This window comes from Aureibacillus halotolerans (assembly GCF_004363045.1).
GTDB lineage: Bacteria > Bacillota > Bacilli > Bacillales > DSM-28697 > Aureibacillus > Aureibacillus halotolerans.
On record NZ_SNYJ01000005.1, the window covers coordinates 185,241 to 202,385 of the forward strand.

Annotated in this window: 14 protein-coding genes; 9 read left to right on the forward strand and 5 right to left on the reverse strand. The window is 46.1% G+C overall.

Annotated features, from left to right (window positions below; genetic code table 11):
• The first annotated feature begins 2 nt into the window (after positions 1 to 2).
• The 5 genes from EV213_RS08190 to EV213_RS08210 all read left to right on the forward strand — a co-directional run bounded on the left by EV213_RS08190 (position 3) and on the right by EV213_RS08210 (position 6,813).
• Positions 3 to 857: a carbohydrate ABC transporter permease gene (locus EV213_RS08190; RefSeq protein WP_133580026.1), complete on the forward strand. Its 855-nt coding sequence runs from the start codon at positions 3 to 5 to the stop codon at positions 855 to 857.
• On the forward strand, positions 854 to 1,678 hold the full coding sequence (locus tag EV213_RS08195; protein ID WP_243740034.1) for a carbohydrate ABC transporter permease: 825 nt from the start codon (positions 854 to 856) through the stop codon (positions 1,676 to 1,678). The genes EV213_RS08190 and EV213_RS08195 overlap by 4 nt, the downstream gene beginning before the upstream one ends.
• A 15-nt stretch (positions 1,679 to 1,693) precedes the next feature.
• On the forward strand, positions 1,694 to 3,412 hold the full coding sequence (locus tag EV213_RS08200; protein WP_133580027.1) for a glycoside hydrolase family 35 protein: 1,719 nt from the start codon (positions 1,694 to 1,696) through the stop codon (positions 3,410 to 3,412).
• Positions 3,413 to 3,426: 14 nt separating this feature from the next.
• On the forward strand, positions 3,427 to 5,673 hold the full coding sequence (locus EV213_RS08205; RefSeq protein WP_243740035.1) for an alpha-galactosidase: 2,247 nt from the start codon (positions 3,427 to 3,429) through the stop codon (positions 5,671 to 5,673).
• 156 nt (positions 5,674 to 5,829) lie between these two features.
• Positions 5,830 to 6,813 carry a LacI family DNA-binding transcriptional regulator gene (locus EV213_RS08210; protein ID WP_133580028.1) on the forward strand — a complete coding sequence of 328 codons (984 nt, stop codon included), beginning with the start codon at positions 5,830 to 5,832 and terminating at the stop codon, positions 6,811 to 6,813.
• Between the two features lie 76 nt (positions 6,814 to 6,889).
• On the opposite strand, the gene EV213_RS08215 is transcribed toward EV213_RS08210, so the two are convergent.
• Positions 6,890 to 7,441 carry a hypothetical protein gene (locus tag EV213_RS08215; protein ID WP_133580029.1) on the reverse strand — a complete coding sequence of 184 codons (552 nt, stop codon included), beginning with the start codon at positions 7,439 to 7,441 and terminating at the stop codon, positions 6,890 to 6,892.
• Positions 7,442 to 7,649: 208 nt separating this feature from the next.
• Here EV213_RS08215 and EV213_RS08220 point away from each other — a divergent pair, with 208 nt between their 5' ends.
• Complete coding sequence (locus tag EV213_RS08220) at positions 7,650 to 8,180, forward strand: hypothetical protein (RefSeq protein ID WP_133580030.1); 531 nt, start codon at positions 7,650 to 7,652, stop codon at positions 8,178 to 8,180.
• Positions 8,181 to 8,187: 7 nt separating this feature from the next.
• On the opposite strand, the gene EV213_RS08225 is transcribed toward EV213_RS08220, so the two are convergent.
• Positions 8,188 to 8,508 (reverse strand): O-methyltransferase, encoded by a 321-nt coding sequence (locus EV213_RS08225; RefSeq protein WP_243740036.1) that lies wholly within the window; start codon positions 8,506 to 8,508, stop codon positions 8,188 to 8,190.
• On the opposite strand from EV213_RS08225, the gene EV213_RS08230 reads away from it, so the two are divergent.
• Positions 8,508 to 9,125: an NUDIX hydrolase gene (locus EV213_RS08230; RefSeq protein ID WP_133580032.1), complete on the forward strand. Its 618-nt coding sequence runs from the start codon at positions 8,508 to 8,510 to the stop codon at positions 9,123 to 9,125. The genes EV213_RS08225 and EV213_RS08230 overlap by 1 nt on opposite strands.
• A 115-nt stretch (positions 9,126 to 9,240) precedes the next feature.
• Here EV213_RS08230 and EV213_RS08235 read toward each other — a convergent pair whose 3' ends face one another.
• The 3 genes from EV213_RS08235 to EV213_RS08245 form a co-directional block, all read right to left on the reverse strand.
• Positions 9,241 to 12,306: a family 43 glycosylhydrolase gene (locus EV213_RS08235; RefSeq protein ID WP_133580033.1), complete on the reverse strand. Its 3,066-nt coding sequence runs from the start codon at positions 12,304 to 12,306 to the stop codon at positions 9,241 to 9,243.
• A 489-nt stretch (positions 12,307 to 12,795) separates the two neighbouring features.
• The gene (locus EV213_RS08240) at positions 12,796 to 13,539 is read right to left on the reverse strand and encodes a sugar phosphate isomerase/epimerase family protein (protein WP_133580034.1); all 744 of its coding nucleotides are present in this window, start codon (positions 13,537 to 13,539) and stop codon (positions 12,796 to 12,798) included.
• Between the two features lie 292 nt (positions 13,540 to 13,831).
• Positions 13,832 to 14,167 carry a DUF4870 domain-containing protein gene (locus EV213_RS08245; RefSeq protein WP_133580035.1) on the reverse strand — a complete coding sequence of 112 codons (336 nt, stop codon included), beginning with the start codon at positions 14,165 to 14,167 and terminating at the stop codon, positions 13,832 to 13,834.
• Positions 14,168 to 14,328: 161 nt separating this feature from the next.
• On the opposite strand from EV213_RS08245, the gene EV213_RS08250 reads away from it, so the two are divergent.
• Entirely contained in the window at positions 14,329 to 14,628 is a 300-nt protein-coding gene (locus EV213_RS08250) for an antibiotic biosynthesis monooxygenase family protein (RefSeq protein WP_133580036.1), read from the forward strand.
• Between the two features lie 511 nt (positions 14,629 to 15,139).
• Entirely contained in the window at positions 15,140 to 17,119 is a 1,980-nt protein-coding gene (locus EV213_RS08255; protein WP_133580037.1) for a beta-galactosidase, read from the forward strand.
• Positions 17,120 to 17,145: the final 26 nt, after the last annotated feature.

Consider the following 17,145-nt stretch of genomic DNA (forward strand, 5'->3'; position numbering starts at 1 on the left):
AAATGAATCGGTCAAAACCCTTTCCATACCTTTTAATAGCGCCGGCAGTACTATTGTTTGCCGTGTTTACAGCCTATCCCATTGTGGCGTCCTTGCTTTTAAGCTTTCAGAAAAAGGTAGGAGCTACGTATGAGTTTGTTGGCTTGGACAATTATGTTCGTTTGTTAAATGATTCGATTTTTTGGCAGGCCTTAGAAAACACGTTTATCATCTTCATTTTCCAAGTGCCGATTATGCTGTTCCTGGCTATGTGCTTGGCAAGTTTATTAAACAGTCAGCTTCTAAAGCTGAAAGGCTTTTTTCGAGTGTCGTTTTTCTTGCCAGCCGTTACATCACTCGTTGCCTATTCGCTCTTATTTTCTATTATTCTTCAAGACAACGGCATTTTAAATACAATTGTCGGCGTTTTTGGCATTGGCCCAATTCCTTGGCTATCTGACCCGTTCTGGGCAAAGGTTTCTATTATCATAGCAATGATTTGGCGCTGGACAGGCTACAACATGGTCCTGTTTTTGGCTGCGCTACAAAATGTGCCTGAAGAGATGTATGAAGCGGCGTCCATTGATGGAGCTGGGAAAATTAGACAATTTTTCTCTATTACGATTCCTAGCTTGAAGCCTATTCTTCTTTTTGCGGGGATTCTGTCGACGATTGGAACGCTGCAGCTCTTTGACGAGCCGTTTAACCTGACGCAAGGCGGACCGGCGGATTCCACGATGACACTAGGCCTCTACATTTATGAAAACGGCTTTGAATACTTTGATTTTAGTTATGGTAGTGCTGTTGCCTACGTTGTTGTTGTGCTCGTTGCGATTCTGTCATTTATCCAATTCAAATTTACAGGTGATAAGTCATGAAAACGAAGCAGCTTATCGGAAAAGTCGGTATGTATGTGTTTTTGAGTTTGTTTCTAGTTGTATCTATCTTTCCGTTTTATTGGATGCTTATAGGGTCTACCAATAGTTCAGATAAAATGTTTGCTTTTCCTCCAACCTTATTGCCAGGAGGAGAGTTTTGGACAAACTTATCCAATCTTGATGCCAGTGTTGGCATTTGGCGAGTGTTGTTTAATTCTCTTTATGTGTCGGGTCTTTATGTTGTTTTGGCACTTGCCGTCAGCACAATGGCAGCTTACGCGTTTGCCAAGTTTGAGTTCAGAGGGAGAAACGTCATTTTCACGATCTTCATTCTTTCGATGATGATTCCGTACCAAGCGACCATTATCCCTTTGTTTCAGATGATGACGGACTACGGTCTTTTAAACAGCTATTTTTCTTTAATTGCACCACAGCTTTGTTATCCATTTGCGATTTTCCTCATGCGGCAAAACTTTGTGGCCTTCCCAACAGAGCTGCTTGAAGCAGCACGCTTGGATGGTGCTGGGGAGTGGAGAATCTTTACGAGCATCGTGCTGCCGTCTATGAAGCCAGCGCTTGCTGCAACATCAATCTTTTTGTTTATGTACCAGTGGAATAACTTTATGTGGCCGCTCGTTGCAATTCGAACGCCGGAGATGTATACGTTCCCCGTGGCTTTGTCCACGTTGAGCGGCGTATCTTTCACAGATTACGGACAAATGATGGTAGGTATTTCGATTGCTACCATTCCAATTATGATATTCTTCCTCGCCCTGCAAAAGCATTTCGTTTCAGGCATGCTTGGCAGTGCAGTGAAGTAACAGAGGAGTGCCACGATGTTAACTACAGAAAACAATCAATTTTTATTGAATGGGCAACCTTTTCGCATTCTATCTGGCAGCATTCATTACTTCCGAGTGGTGCCAGAGTATTGGGCAGATCGCCTTCAGAAACTAAAAGAATGTGGATTCAATACGGTTGAAACCTACATCCCATGGAATGTGCATGAGCCAAAAAAAGGGCAGTTCAATTTTGAAGGCTTAGCAGACCTTGAAGCCTTTATTCAAGAGGCGGATAAGCTCGGACTTCACGTTCTCCTACGACCGGCGCCTTATATTTGTGCAGAGTGGGAATTTGGAGGTTTGCCAGCATGGCTGCTAAAGGACCGTACGTTAGACCTTCGTTGCGCAGACCCACGCTTTCTAGAACACCTGGAATCTTACTATAATGTGTTGTTACCGAAGATTGTGCCGTATCTTTCAACAAACGGCGGGCCGGTACTGGCTTTGCAGATTGAAAATGAATATGGGGCTTATGGCAATGACCGGGAGTACCTGCAAGTTACGAAGGAGATGTTTGAAGAAAAGGGCATCGATGTTCTTCTCTTTACGTCAGACGGTCCGGACATGATCCGAGAAGGCTCTCTTCCGGACGTATTGACGACGCTAAACTTTGGCTCACGTGCAGAGGAGGCGTTCCAAGCACTTGATGAATTAAAGCCTGGAAGCCCACGCATGTGTGCGGAATACTGGATTGGCTGGTTTGACAGCTGGGGAAAGGAGCATCATACACGGCCGCCTGAAGAAGCCGTTGATGTGCTACGAACTATGCTGGAGGCTGGGGCTTCAGTAAACTTTTACATGTTCCACGGTGGGACAAACTTCAACTTCCATAATGGGGCAAACCATTATGAATTTTACGATCCGACGATTACAAGCTATGACTACGATGCGCTGTTGACAGAGTCTGGCGAGATTACTGAGAAATACCGACATGTTCAAAAAGTATTGCAGGAGTATACGACAGTTCCAGAAAGTACTCCTACGGCAGTTAAACGACTTCCTGTCACAGCGGTGGATCTAACAGCTTCCGTTAGTCTGTTTGATACGTTATCCTCAATCGGGAAAAAGACGCTTCACAAAACCCCATTGGCGATGGAGGATTTAGATCAAGCCTACGGATATGTTCTTTATCGTGTGCAAGTGCCAGGCAAAGGAACATACACGATTGATGCGGATCCAATCCGTGATCGCGCGTCCCTTTACGTGAATGGTGAATTCAAAAAACTGGTGTATCGTAATGATGAAGAGAAAATGATTACGTTGGATTTTCCAGAAGAGCAAAACGTTCTCGAAATCTTCGTTGAAAATATGGGGCGCGTCAATTACGGCAAGCATTTGAAGGATCGAAAAGGGATCATTCAAAACCTGTGGATTGATAACAAGTATTTGTTTGACTGGGAAATGTACAGCATTGAGCTTGAAGATGTTGATGTCTCTATTTCTGGAGTTGATACGCGTTACCCACGTTTCTTTGAAGGAACTTTAACCGTTGAGGAGCCTGCGGATACATTTGTTCAACTAGAGGGTTGGACGAAGGGGAACGTGTTTGTGAATGGTTTTAACCTAGGGCGTTATTGGAGCATTGGACCGCAAAAAACGTTGTACGTCCCAGGCCCACTCCTGAAAAAAGGGGCAAATCGCATTCAAGTGTTGGAGCTTGAAGGAACAAATTCTGAACGGATCGTTTTCCAAAACGAAGCAGATCTTGGGTAAGGAGTGCGGCAGACGTGGCAATTCTAGTTGAACAAGAAAACCAGCAGTTTCATTTGACAAACGGACAACTGAGCTACATCTTTCATGTCATGAAAAATGGCCAGCTTGGTCATCTCTATTATGGCAAGGCGCTCACGCACAGAAGTGATTTTTCTCATCTGCAGCGCTACGATCTCCATACGCCGAATACGTCACACCCTTACGTGGATGACCCTGACTTTAGTATGGAAACAAGCCGGCAGGAGTATCCAGTATACGGAACGACGGACTTTCGCGAGCCAGCATTGCATGTTTTGCAGTCTGACGGCAGTCATATCACGAACTTTGAGTACGTCTCACACGAAATGTTTGCAGGCAAGAAAGCTTTGCCACAAATGCCGGCGACGTATACGAACGAAGGAAGCGATGCTGAAACATTAGAGATCCATCTGTTCGATTCTCATTTAGGTGTTGAACTGACTCTGTCCTATACGCTTTTTCGCGACCTGCCTATTTTAACAAGACACACCGTTATTAAAAACAATGGGGCGAATTCAATCACGCTTGATCGAGTGATGAGTGGAAGCGTAGATCTGCCCCACAGCGATTATGACATGGTTCAGCTTTCTGGAGCGTGGTCACGTGAACGCCATGTGAAGACACGAACCCTTGAAAGCGGCATCCAAGCAGTATCCAGCTTGCGTGGGTCAAGCTCACACCAGCAAAATCCGTTCTTGGCTCTTAAAAGCCCTGAAGCGACGGAACATACAGGTGATGTCTATGGCTTTAGCCTTGTTTACAGCAGCAATTTTCTCGCTCAAGTAGAGGTCGACCAATACGATGTCGCCCGCGTTCTTGTTGGTATTCATCCATTTGGTTTTTCATGGACATTGTCTTCAGGAGAAACCTTTACAACACCAGAGCTCGTTATGGCATATTCACCAAATGGGTTAAACGGGATGAGTCAAGCCTTCCATCGCCTTTTTCAGGCACATCTTGTGCGGGGGGAATGGAAGCACAAAGATCGGCCCGTCTTAATTAACAACTGGGAAGCGACCTATTTTAATTTCGATGAGCAGAAGCTAATGAACATCGTGCATGAAGCGAAGGACCTTGGTGTTGAATTATTCGTCTTAGATGATGGGTGGTTTGGGAAACGCAACAACGATACGACCTCTCTTGGCGACTGGTACGTAGACGAGGCAAAGCTTCCGAACGGGCTTGGTGCACTGGCAGCAAACGTAAGAGAAGCAGGTCTTGAATTTGGTCTTTGGTTCGAAGTCGAAATGGTGAGTCCTGTGAGTGAACTGCATAAAAATCATCCCGAATGGGTCATTCAGACACCTGGAAGAAACATGTCCTTAGGTAGAAACCAGCGCGTCCTCGACTTCACAAAACAAGAGGTCGTCGACTACATTTTTGAGCGGATGAGTGCTGTCATCAAAGAAACGAAGCTTTCCTATATTAAATGGGACATGAATCGCAATATCACAGAGGCGTATTCAGCCACCTTGCGTCCAGACCAGCAAGGGGAGTTTTTCCACCGCTATATTCTCGGCATGTATCAGCTGTATGAACGTTTAACCACAGCGTTCCCACAGGTGTTGTTTGAATCGTGTGCAGCTGGTGGCGGACGCTTTGATCCGGGCATGCTGTATTATGCCCCTCAAGCATGGACGAGTGATGATACAGATGCTGTAGAGCGCTTGAAAATCCAATATGGTACGTCATTTGTTTACCCATTAAGCACAATGGGCGCACATGTATCGGACATTCCAAATCACCAGACACTTCGTGAAACGTCATTGAGAACACGGACCAATGTCGCGTACTTCGGATTGTTTGGCTATGAGCTTGATCCGACTAGTTTATCTGAAGAAGATAAACAACAGATTAAAATAGACATCAAGACCTACAAAATGTATCGACATCTGATTCGAACAGGCCAGTTTGTTCGACTACAAAGCCCTTTCACAGAAGGACCAACCGCCTGGATGGTCATCAATGAAGATAAAACAGAAGCGCTAGTTGGCTATTATAAAGCATTGGCATCACCAACATCAGTGAAAATGCAAACGCTCAAGGTAGCTGGAATTAGTGAAGAGTCCTTGTATACGGTACAGGAATTGTCTCAACGGAAGAGCGTGGAACTGTATGGTGACGAGCTAATGTACAGCGGACTGCCACTTCTTACAGAATTCAATGGTGCCAACCGTGCTGTTGCTGAAACTGGCGGAGATGGGCAATCTGCACTCTACCATTTGAAACGAAAAGAGCTTTAATGGACTGTAAGTGATGTGCGATCGACGTGTATTAAGTTTTTATCTTGCAATTAATGTATTCTTTTCATAAAATTTAGAGAGTTATAAAGAAATCGCGATCTCATAGCCAGCACTCCTCTTTTGTGGTGTGTTGGCTTTTTGAATAGGAAGGTGCCAATGGCTACAATTAAAGACATTGCAGACAAGGCAGGTGTGTCTGCGTCAACCGTATCAAGAGTGCTAAATTATGATGAAACACTGTCTGTCGCTGATGAGACGAAGAAAAAGATCTTCCAAGTGGCTGAAGAACTGTCCTATCAAAAGGGGCGGTCGAGAAGGTCTGTTGCCAACCGTATTGCCTTTATCCATTGGGTGAACGAACAAGAAGAACTGGATGATATCTATTATATGGCGATTCGGTATGGGGTCGAAGGCAGAGCAGAAGCAAAGAATACACAGCTACTAAAATATGTAGAGAACGATTATGCCAGCATTGATCCAAACATTGATGGCATTATTGCTGTTGGTCGTTTCTACGAAGAGCAAATTGAGCGCTTAAAGCAAGTCACTGAAAACATTGTGTTTCTAGATTTCAATCCGGGTGATCAAAGCAGCGACGCCGTAGTCGTAGACTTTGAGCACGTAACAGAGCTGGTGATGACGCATTTTGATCATCAGGGTCATCACCATATTGGGTTCATTGGCGGCTATGAAACGTTTAAAGCGAAATTTGCCCCTAGTCAAGACGCTAGAGAAAAATACTATCGGTCCTATTTGGCAGAACGAGGTCGGTTGGACGAACGCTTCATTTTTCTTGCGGACTTCTCTGTACACGACGGGTACACATTGATGGAAAAAGCGATAGCCGAGCTTGGTGATGAGTTGCCAACAGCCTTTTATGTTGCGAACGATCCACTCGCGATCGGCTGCCTGCGAGCATTGCATGAAGCAGGCATTTCTGTACCGGACCGTGTATCGCTCGTCGGTGTGAACGATATCAACGTCTCCAAATACGTCTATCCATCGTTAAGCTCAGTTAAGATTTACACAGAATTAATGGGCGAAACGGCTGTCGATCTCGTGCTTGAACGCATCCACGACAACCGCACAGTACCAAAAAAAGTGTATTTAGCCAATACGCTTATCCTGAGAGATACGTGATTCGGCAATAGGGAGGCAGAAAGTGCCCGAAATCAAAACGAACAGAACGTGCTTAGTCGGCACGTTCTTTCTAGATTTAGTTAATTTGAACCTCCCAACGTTGTTCCGTCCCTAAATCCACAAACACAATTTTCCACATTCCTGTATCATTGTTATAGGTGATTCCCTCAATGGAAAAGGTCCCATCCTCAGGCAATCCCTTGGCTTGGTTTATTGCAGAACGAAGGGCTTCAGCTTCTTCATTGTTCCCTTCTGTAGCGCTTATTTGTACAGCAGTGGTGGAAAAAGGATTGCTTGTATCGATATTTCCATTGTGAGTCATTTTAACTTTCTGACCAACCTCAAACGCATCCTCCGTTATCGTCCGTCCATGTTCATTCAACCATAGGGTCTGTTCATTGATCGTATAGTTTCCTATATTTAATTGCTGATGGATGTCAGATACAAAGACATTCGTTATGCTTCCGTTACTCCTTGTTATTTTTGTTAAATAACCGATCATAGAACGTTCAGGTAGATTTGAAGAATGATGATCATCCTTTTGAGCTGCGCTAAATGCAATCACAAGCAAAACTGCTGTCAGAACAGAAACAAGTGAAACAGCATAAAAGAGTTTAGAGCTTCTCAATTGTTTGCTCCTTTCAAAGATCCTAACCCCATGAGTTTAGATAATTTCCTCATAAGTTCTCTTTACACTGCATTGCTACTTTTTGCAAACGTTATCATCACGCGAGAGAGGAGTAAAGTTTTTTTTTGTTGATTTCATTTACTGGTTGATTTCGGATAGAGGGGATAAGGCATTATTGGCGAAATAGTCCTTTAAAAGGGGGAAGGTCATGCTTCAGTCTCTCATTTTCATTGTTGCCATCATTTTGGTGTTTGTTAGCATTGCAAAGATCTCAGATGGGGGAATGGTAGCGAAAATAATTGGCTACTTTTACATAGGAACCTTCAGCTTTTTGATTGCGTATATGTTTGAAGCTAGTTCTGTTCCAGAAAGGCAAATATCGAATGGGAATTCACTTCTTTTGCTGTTGCCTTTAGTGCTTTTTCCGGGTTTCTTGTTTTTGTGGATGCTGTCGAGAGACGTTGGCGAATGGATCCAACGTGTCTCGACAACGGTGAAACGGACAGTGTTACTTCTTCTTGTTGGTACGATTCTGTTGTTCCTCTATCTAGAAGTCGTTTATTTGCGTTATGCATTTTCAGTGTACCAAGGAGGGCCGCTCACTCCAGGCTCATGGCTTTACGGAAGTGACGGGATCCTCATGTATGGGGCGGGTTGGGTAATAAATCGATATATGTTTGGCATCACCTTTTGTTGTCTGTTGCTTTGGCGAATGAACAAAAAGGTTCCAGCCATGTAGCAATGACTTACGCTTGCGCGATGCCAAGGAGAAAACCGTCGTATCCCTTACGACCGACGGTTTGGATGGCGGTCGTGTGGACGAGTGGTTCATTGGCGAGCATGTCAACAAAGGCTTGCACCTCGTGCACCCGCAGGTCTGTTGTATGCTTTTGGACGATGGCACCTTCACGCACAATGTTGTCGGCAAACACCACAGTGCCGGGCTTTGACAATGTGAGGGCCCACTCGAGGTAGCGGGGGTTGTTCAGCTTATCTGCGTCAATAAATATAAAATCAAATGGTGGATGCTCGGTAAGTCGAGAAAAGAAGAGAGGGACAATGACCAATGAAAACAGAACAACTTGCCGTATTTAATGAAGCAATGGAGAGAATAGGAGTGGCTTCACGTGAAGAGGTTCACCGAAAAGGGCACTGGCATGAGACGTTTCATTGCTGGATCGCCTATCGTGAAGGAGAGACCATCCGTCTGCTTTTTCAAATGCGGAGCCCGAACGTAAAGGATTTTAAAGGCTTGCTTGACATCACAGCGGCAGGGCATTTGCTCGCTGAAGAGACTGTACTGGACGGTGTTCGAGAGGTGGAGGAGGAACTTGGACTTCCTATAACGATGGAGGATATCGTGCAGGTGGCGACCATCCCGTGCACAATTGAGGAAGGGACGTTTATTGATCGCGAATTTGTCCATGTGTTTCTGTATGGAAAAAAAGTCCCCTTTGAAGCGTTTCACGTGCAAGTGGAGGAAGTGGCAGGGCTATACGAAGCAGACCTTGATCACTTCGTGTCGCTTTGGAACGGAGAGAGGGGTTCCATTCATGTTACCGGATTTGCGGTGGGAAATGGGAAGCAGCGACAAACAACGATTGAAGTAACTAAGGGTGCATTCGTGCCCCATCCCGATCATTATGTGCAGACGTTAATTGATGCTTTAAAGAAGACTTTGTAGCGGACGATTATTGTTATATGCGAGAGAAGTGAAGATTCAAACGAGGATCGACCTTAAAATTAGTGCGTGACGAAAAAAGAACGTGTCAAAACGACACGTTCTTTCAGCTGCCTTTTTACGGTCCGTCGGTAATTCTGACCTTGAAATCGTCAAAGTCGATGGAGGCGTTAGCAAACCCGTCGATGCCGAACCGCTGGCCGGTCAACATGCTGCCACCAGTATGACGGAAGACGAAATCAGTGGCCACAGGAACAGGCTCATCGTTTAGATAGACGGCATACGTTTTGGCATCCCAGTTTGCCACCATTTTAATGGTATACCATGTATCGTATGAAACCTTTTGGACTGGTTTCTTGGATCCTCCATCCTGCGCGATAATGTTCCCTCTATCAAAAGCTGTGACCATGGAATAGTTGTCATTTCCGCTGTCATTTCTCACCATGGCGCCATTGGCGTAACCGAATTCGCTGTTTACTCTGGCCTTATATTCGATGACGATGCTCTGACCTGCCTCTGCCTTTACTTCCCCTGCATACGGCAAGAAGAGGTTTGCTTTGCCTGAATTCGCTGTTGTGGTTAGGCGAAGAAATTTATTCCCTTCCTCCTCTTGTACCGTTGCGGTAGCACCATTGGTTAGTGCTTCAATGGCAATACCATAGGGGTACTTGCCCGTCTCATCATCGGAAAAGTTCCGGTATGCGTTGTAGGTAACGCCATCCTCGGTAAGGTTGAGTGAATCTAACAGCTCTGCTTCCGCCTCAGCAAGGCGATTCTGTGCCTTTTCAAATTGTTTTTTACTCAGATCAGGGGCAGCGGACAGCTCTTCCAGATGATCAAGCTCACCCATAAGATCATCGTAAGCCCATTGACTATAGTTTCCCAAGCCTTTGCCAATAGGAATTGAAAAATCGTCAATCCTGCTGCGGGCGTTATTTACAATCTCGTCTAGACCCCATCCAGGGGCGACTCTAACGCTAGCGGTGAGTGGAATGCCTGAATCCTCCAGTATGCCAGTCGCTTGAACAGTGCCCAGGGAGTTGAAATCAAGTCCCTGAAGTTTCCAATTGACTTCGGCTACTCCTTTCTCCTCGCCCTTATGGACGACCGGAACCTTGTTCGGCAGCACTGGTGTCACCCCGGAAGGCGTTTCCCTCGACAATGGAAAAACCTGAATCGAAGACGCATCGGGATCTTCAGCGACCACCAAGCTGAACTCCACTTCCTTGCCTCCGTACGTGGCATTTATAACCGTTTCACCCGGTTGAACAGCATGAACCTGACCAGTAGGTGTAACAGTAGCCACATCAGTGTTACTGCTGGAGTATGTGGCATCGTCTGTCACATCGTGAACTTCATAGTTGCTGTAGAGCGCAGATAGCTGCAGTTGTTGCTCCTGCTCTCCGCTGACGATAACATTGTCCAATCCGCTGATGGCAATGGACTGCACAGATGCAGGCTCAGCATCGACAGTAACCGTCGTTGTGGCGATATAATCACCATAGGTTGCAGTGATCACAGTGCTGCCCAAGCCAATCGCCTTAATCGTACCCGTTTCTGTATCAGTCACCTCGACCACCTTGTTTCCGGGGGAGACAGAGAAGGAAACTCCTTCAGAAATGGGGCGTACGCTGACTCCATCGGCAGCGCTCTTTACCGTTTCCATCAATGGCAGCAGGCTGAGGGTTTCATTCAGACCGAGCGTGTACACTGGGGCCCTGAATTCTAATCCTTCCACAGGTCCAACGACATCCATGCTATCTATTTCAGCATACTTGTCGCCTTTAGTGAAACGGACAGTATTGTCGCCCTTCTCAAGGAAGACGGTCGCCGTCGAGACTCCCCAGTGATTCCAACCTGAAAAGACAACGTTCAACTTGCTTCCGGGCCCGCCGTTTACCGATAAAATATGATTTGCCGTCCCCCCACCGGCTGAGCCGTTAGCAGTACGCACGAACAGCGAATAAGATCCCGCCGTGGGGACGTTTATTTTAAACTGAGCATAGTCGTTATCATTGTTTATGTTGGCAACCTTCATCTCACTCGAAGCAGAACTTTCCCACCTTACACTGGGACCGGTCCCGCTTTCGGGATCTTTCACCAACAGGGCGTGCTCCGCCTCATAGCGTTTCCGTTTCAGTTCTCCCGAAGGTAAGGCAATTGGGGTGTTTTGATCAACAGGCATTCCAAGGTTCGGTGTTCCGTCTGCGTTCCAAGTGAACTCTTGCGTCCGGATGCTGCGCGTCCATCCTGAACCTTGCCAGCGAGCGGCATGGTAGAGGATCCAGTCCTCGCTGCCGTCAGGAGATGTAGTGAAACTGTGGTGACCTGGGCCGTAAATGCCGTTGGCGCTGGAGAAAATCGGCTCATCCTTTTTTACCCAAGAATTGGGGTCCAGCAGATCGGCACCCAAGTCGGCTGTAATTAATCCGAGGCAGTAACTGTCTGTCCAACTTCCATTTGCGGAATAGACAAGGTTGATCATGTTTCCCCGTATAGTGAATTGCGGGCCTTCATTGATTCTCGCAGGGGATGTTTCCCAATCATGGGTTGGCGTCGAAATCAGTACCCGTTCCGAACTAATGGTCCATGGATTGCTCATCCTTGCAATATAAATATTTTGAAAACTACCATCTGTTTCCTCCCAGCCGGACCAGACGAAATAGCGTTCATCGTTTATCTCCAGCACTGTACCGTCTATTGCCCACCGGTCGCTAGGGTCGGTAATCTGCCCTTTAAACTCCCAAGTTCCGGTCAGCGGGTTACTACTGGCGTTCTCCAGAACATACATGCGGTGATTTGCGTTGTTTCCGTCGTCAGCGGCAAAATAAATATACCATTTGCCGTCCAGATAGTGGATTTCAGGCGCCCAAATATTGGAGCTGTACATTGTGTTTTTTGGCGGTGTCCAAGCTACAGCTTTGTCGCTCGCATCAATGCCAGTGATCGTCTTTGACCTCCAAACAGTGACGTTCCCACCAGTCGTATGTGTGTAATAATAATACCCGTCCGTATGCTTATAAACCCAGGGATCGCCTCCATTTTGAAAGATAACATTGTAGAAATCCGTCACTGCATTCGATTTTGGATTAGCCGGCGCGGGTTGTTCTGCGCTACTTTTTTGAGGAAACATAAGCATTGTGGCAAGACAAAACAATAGGATATGGAACTTTTTATTGGCCATTTACATTCCTCCTTGGAATCATTAGGAAACCGGATTGTCAACTCCTATCACTGTCTTAGAATTGGTACCAATCGGCTTCTTGCCTGAAAGCCATGTACCTAGTTTTTAGAATATGCGTCGGAAGGCATATCATGACCCATCCTTTATCCACATCAGCGTGAAGTGAATTATTAAAGCGCTTACATTTATATCACCCCCTGTTGTATTTTTCTTACAACCAGCCCCCCTTCCTCATTCTATCGATAGGGAAGAGGTAAAACAATATACATTTCTTATCCTCTTTGTTCAATGTGCATGTCAAAAAGCCCCATGCGCATTTGCATGGAGTTTTAACAATCTGGATGTTAGGTGCGGTAGACGCGCAGAAACCGTTCGAATGGGAGTGGAATGTTTGGGGCAACTCCTGGAGAACATCATTCTTTTTAAAATGGGACCATCACTGCTCTCTCATGTGGCAAGAACCGCTTCAAAAGAGTGCAGTATGGTCCATTAGCTCAACAAACCGCGTAGCACTTTGGCATCCTCTATAAATTGTGCGGGGTCATCGTTTTTGACAAATTCGAGCATGGCGTACCGCTGTTTATTATTCAGAGCGTGAAGATATGTCGCCCAATCCTCTTCTCCAGCAGAAAGGGGCAAGCGGTCTGTGCCATGCCATTGGAACACATGGACGTGTGTCAAGTAGGGCAGGAGCAATCGTATACTCTGTACACGTTGTTCGACAGGTAGGCCAACAGCTGGCTGCCAATACAACCCGACATTTGGATGATCGACGGCAACCATAAGGCCCTGAGCGCTTTCTTTCGTATCGGTTAAGGTGCCCCCGTGGTATTCAAAGTGGACAGCTATTCCCTCAACTTGTGCGAGTGTGGCAATTCGTTGAGCGTCACTGACAACCCGTTTGCGATCTTCCGCTGTGGCATCGACAGATCCTTTTTCTCCTGCCCAAACGCGAATAGACGGCGCTTGCAGTGCCACTGCGGTAGCCAAAATGGCGTCGAATTCATGCTCATGTGTCAGAGAGCCTGTACGATAATATGACCCGTAGGAGGAGACCTCTAAGCCAGCCTTTTGTGTTGTTAAAGCCGTTTGTCTCGCGGTGTTTAGCTCTCCTGGAGGGACGTGTTTATCCCCACCCCACTCAATGCCGTCCAGCGTTGCTTCAACCGCAAGTTTTACGATCGATCGTATATCCAGTTGTCGAAAGGTGATTGAGCAAAGTCCAATTTTCATCGAAAGTCTCCTTCCACCTTACCATGTAAGGGCAAGGCTTCCCTTTATGCAAACGGTATCATTAAGCGGAGAGATCGTAAAGCGTTTCTTTGTGCATTGGTGCAATTTAGAATGGGCTGAATTCCCGCATAGAGAATGCTCACATAAAAAAACAACAAGCTCTGACTGTTGCATTTTCTGTAAAGATTATAGCTGTGATTTAATAACGGTTTCCATTGGGCAACGTAAAGCGGATGGATTAAATTAAAAACCACGCGCGCCAATCATGGCGCACGTGGTTCTCTGTTTTCTATTAGAACTTGGCGGATTGGCGTTCGGCGATATCACTGGCAAATGGTGCCTTGACCCATTTTCCTTGGTACGCGGAAACCATCAAAACAATCCAGATGACGAGGTATACTAGGTTTATTATCATCCCTATGACCGGAATAAAGCCCAACACAAAAGAGATAATCGACAAAATGCCAAATACTATAATCGATTGCATCGCATGGTAGCGCACGTATCGACTCTTTTTTTCAATCATAAAGAAGATGATGCCAGTAATGAAGATCCCAAGGTAGCACAGCATGGCCGCGAGCTTAGGGTCTAGGTTGGTAGAGGACTCTGTAATTTCATTGTTTTCCATAGGGGTCACCCTTTCGTATTCAAATTCACCAATATCTTCTTATATTGTGAACAATTTCTTGACAGAAAACAAGCTTAAAGTGGCTTTTAGCTAAAAAACGCCTATGAAAGTGCATCAGATGGTAATATATATGCAATACAGAGGGAAGGGATGCTGTCCAAATGATTTTAGAAGCGGTCATGCTGCAAGTGAAACCAGGAGAAGAGGCTGCCTATGAAAAAGCGTTTCGGGAGGCTTCGCAATACATATCAGCCATTGAGGGATACGTATCTCATACATTGCAACGTTGCATAGAAGTTGACGGGAAGTACTTGCTATTGGTCCAATGGCGCTCCTTAGAAGACCATACGGTAGGGTTTCGGCAATCTGAAGAATATTTGGAGTGGAAGAAACTGCTGCACCCATTTTATGACCCATTTCCGACGGTGGAGCATTTTCAAGAGGTTTCGCTAGAAGCGTAAAACATGGAATGCAATCTAGTGCCCGTTCAGGTAACGTAGATCATATTTTAATAGAATGAATTGTGGTGCTTGTTTTTGCACAAATCACCAGTTGGAAAACACTCAAAACGAAATTCGTGTAAAAGGCACCAGGTGATCTAACTTGAAACATTGCAACTACTTGCCTGATTTGGTTGCAACACGGCTTTTTACCCTCTATACGAGACCGAGCCACATTAAAACAATGTACGCAGAAACAAACATTAGCGTAGTCAACATGCGTAGACTCTAGTGGGATCAGCGCGAGCTGAAGATCCCCCGCTCAAGAGACATCAAGGCGAAACCATCTCAAGATCATTAACCAGTAAAAAAGCACGCTGATCCTTTAGTGGGTTAGACGTGCATTTTTATGTGCTAGCAATGCAGATGAAATGTTCTCAATGAACGAAAAAACCCAAAGTTCAGGCAAAAAATTTGCTATAGTATTGAGAGAGCTACAAAAGAAAGCGCACTCATAGAAGGAGATTAGATTATGATCTATATTGGCGTCGATTATTATCCAGAGCAATGGGAACGTTCACAATGGGAATCCGATGTAAAATTAATGAAGGCGAGTGGAGTGAATGTCGTCCGGTTGGCGGAGTTTGCATGGAGCCGTTTAGAGCCGAAGGAAGGGGCGTACTGCTTTGGTTGGCTTGATGATGCCATTGACTTATTTGCGAGCTATGGCATTGACGTCGTGCTCGGTATTCCGACGATGACACCACCAAATTGGCTCGTCGAAGCATATCCTGATGTGTTGCCACAACTCGACAATCATTTAGGACAACCAGGCGTTCGTGGGCATCGCTGCTACAACAGTCCTTCCTATCAAAAGAAAACGAGACAAATCACGCGACAGCTGGCAGCGCATTACAACGATCATCCAGCGGTGATAGGATGGCAAACGGACAACGAATTCGCCTTGCTCATGTGTGGTTGTGAGCACTGCACCGAGGCGTTTCATATGTGGTTGAAACGAACGTACGGTTCTCTTGAGATGGTTAACAAGCAATGGGGAACAGTCGTATGGAGTGGTGAGTACAGCTCATGGTCGCAAATTCGACTTCCAAAAAACCATCATACCTACTTCAATCCCTCTTTCCTTTTGGACTACCGTCGATTTCAAAGCGAGTCCGTCACCGCGTATCAGCACATTCAGATAGAGGAAATCCGCAAGTTGTGTCCAACTCATTTTATTACACACAACACGTGGGCAGATGGGACACCTCTCCACCATTATGAGCTGTTCAAGGAGCTTGATTTTGCCTCCATCGACTATTACCCAAATACAAGTCCAGAGAAGGTGAAAACAAACCCTTACAGTGGCGCCCTATTGCTTGACCGCACAAGAGGCATGAAGCAAGCGCCTTTTTGGGTTATGGAGCAGCTTTCTGGACCACCAGGAAGTTGGCAAAACATTTGGCGTGCGCCGTATCCTGGGTTTATCCGTGCAGCCGCGTGGCAATCCATTTCAAGAGGAGCAGATGGGGTCGTCTTCTTTCGCTGGCGCACAGCCGCCGTCGGCAGTGAGCAATACTGGCACGGACTACTCGACCATCATGGGGTTCCTGGGCGCCGATTAGAAGAATTTTCGAAGTTCTCCAAAGAAGTAGGAGAGCTGTCTTCATTGCTTGAGGGAACGACAGTGAACAATAATGTGGCAATCCTCTGGGACTTTGACAGTCATACGTCGTTCAAACTGCAGAAACAAACTGAGGGGCTTGATTTTGAGGAGCATGTAAAGGAGCTTCATCGTTCGCTGTTGCGTTTAGGTCTTGGCGTTGACCTCATTGATCCGAAGGTCGACATATCATCCTATCGCCTCATTATCGTTCCGATGCTGTATGTCCTCACCGATGAAACCGCAGCAAAGCTGGAAGCCTTTGTGGAGAAGGGAGGAATTCTTGTTGTTACGCCTCGAACAGGTGTGAAATTAGCGAACAATCAGATGCGTCAGGACCATCTGCCAGGACCGCTAGCAAGGTGTTTAGGGGTTCGAGTAACAGAATACGATTCTCTGGGACTGGAGCCGCATTCGATTCAACATTCAAGCGGCATACGCTATTCGGCTCATTATTGGAGTGATCTGTTGGAGCTTCAGGGGGCCGAGGCGTCTTGTGTCCACGCAGACCAATTTTACAAGGGGACTCCTGCCGTCACGAAGCACGCCTTTGGCAAAGGCGCGGCGTATTATCTCGGTACATTTCCAGAAGAGGCATACTATGATGCGCTGTTTGCAGACTTAAGTGAAGAAGCAGGACTGTCACCAATGACATCATTGCCGGAAGGGGTACAAGTATCTGTCAGGGAAAGGGATGGCGTGCGACTTGTTTTTCTGCTAAACATGAGTCGTCAGACACAAACGGTCCCAATTGAAGGGTCCTTCGTCTCTCAACTATCTGGGGAATCTGTGCAGCAAAAAAAGCAGCTCGAGCCTTATGCCATCGACGTTCTAACGCCTGCATTATAAATTCATGAGAAAATAGGAATGATCCA

What these genes read in the sequence shown, in the direction of transcription:
- EV213_RS08255 (WP_133580037.1), top strand. Translation starts at nt 15,140, where the DNA reads ATGATCTATATTGGCGTCGATTATTATCCAGAGCAATGGGAACGTTCA.
- EV213_RS08200 (WP_133580027.1), top strand. Translation starts at nt 1,694, where the DNA reads ATGTTAACTACAGAAAACAATCAATTTTTATTGAATGGGCAACCTTTT.
- EV213_RS08210 (WP_133580028.1), top strand. Translation starts at nt 5,830, where the DNA reads ATGGCTACAATTAAAGACATTGCAGACAAGGCAGGTGTGTCTGCGTCA.
- EV213_RS08220 (WP_133580030.1), top strand. Translation starts at nt 7,650, where the DNA reads ATGCTTCAGTCTCTCATTTTCATTGTTGCCATCATTTTGGTGTTTGTT.
- EV213_RS08240 (WP_133580034.1), bottom strand. Translation starts at nt 13,539, where the DNA reads ATGAAAATTGGACTTTGCTCAATCACCTTTCGACAACTGGATATACGA.
- EV213_RS08250 (WP_133580036.1), top strand. Translation starts at nt 14,329, where the DNA reads ATGATTTTAGAAGCGGTCATGCTGCAAGTGAAACCAGGAGAAGAGGCT.
- EV213_RS08190 (WP_133580026.1), top strand. Translation starts at nt 3, where the DNA reads ATGAATCGGTCAAAACCCTTTCCATACCTTTTAATAGCGCCGGCAGTA.
- EV213_RS08235 (WP_133580033.1), bottom strand. Translation starts at nt 12,306, where the DNA reads ATGGCCAATAAAAAGTTCCATATCCTATTGTTTTGTCTTGCCACAATG.
- EV213_RS08230 (WP_133580032.1), top strand. Translation starts at nt 8,508, where the DNA reads ATGAAAACAGAACAACTTGCCGTATTTAATGAAGCAATGGAGAGAATA.
- EV213_RS08195 (WP_243740034.1), top strand. Translation starts at nt 854, where the DNA reads ATGAAAACGAAGCAGCTTATCGGAAAAGTCGGTATGTATGTGTTTTTG.
- EV213_RS08245 (WP_133580035.1), bottom strand. Translation starts at nt 14,167, where the DNA reads ATGGAAAACAATGAAATTACAGAGTCCTCTACCAACCTAGACCCTAAG.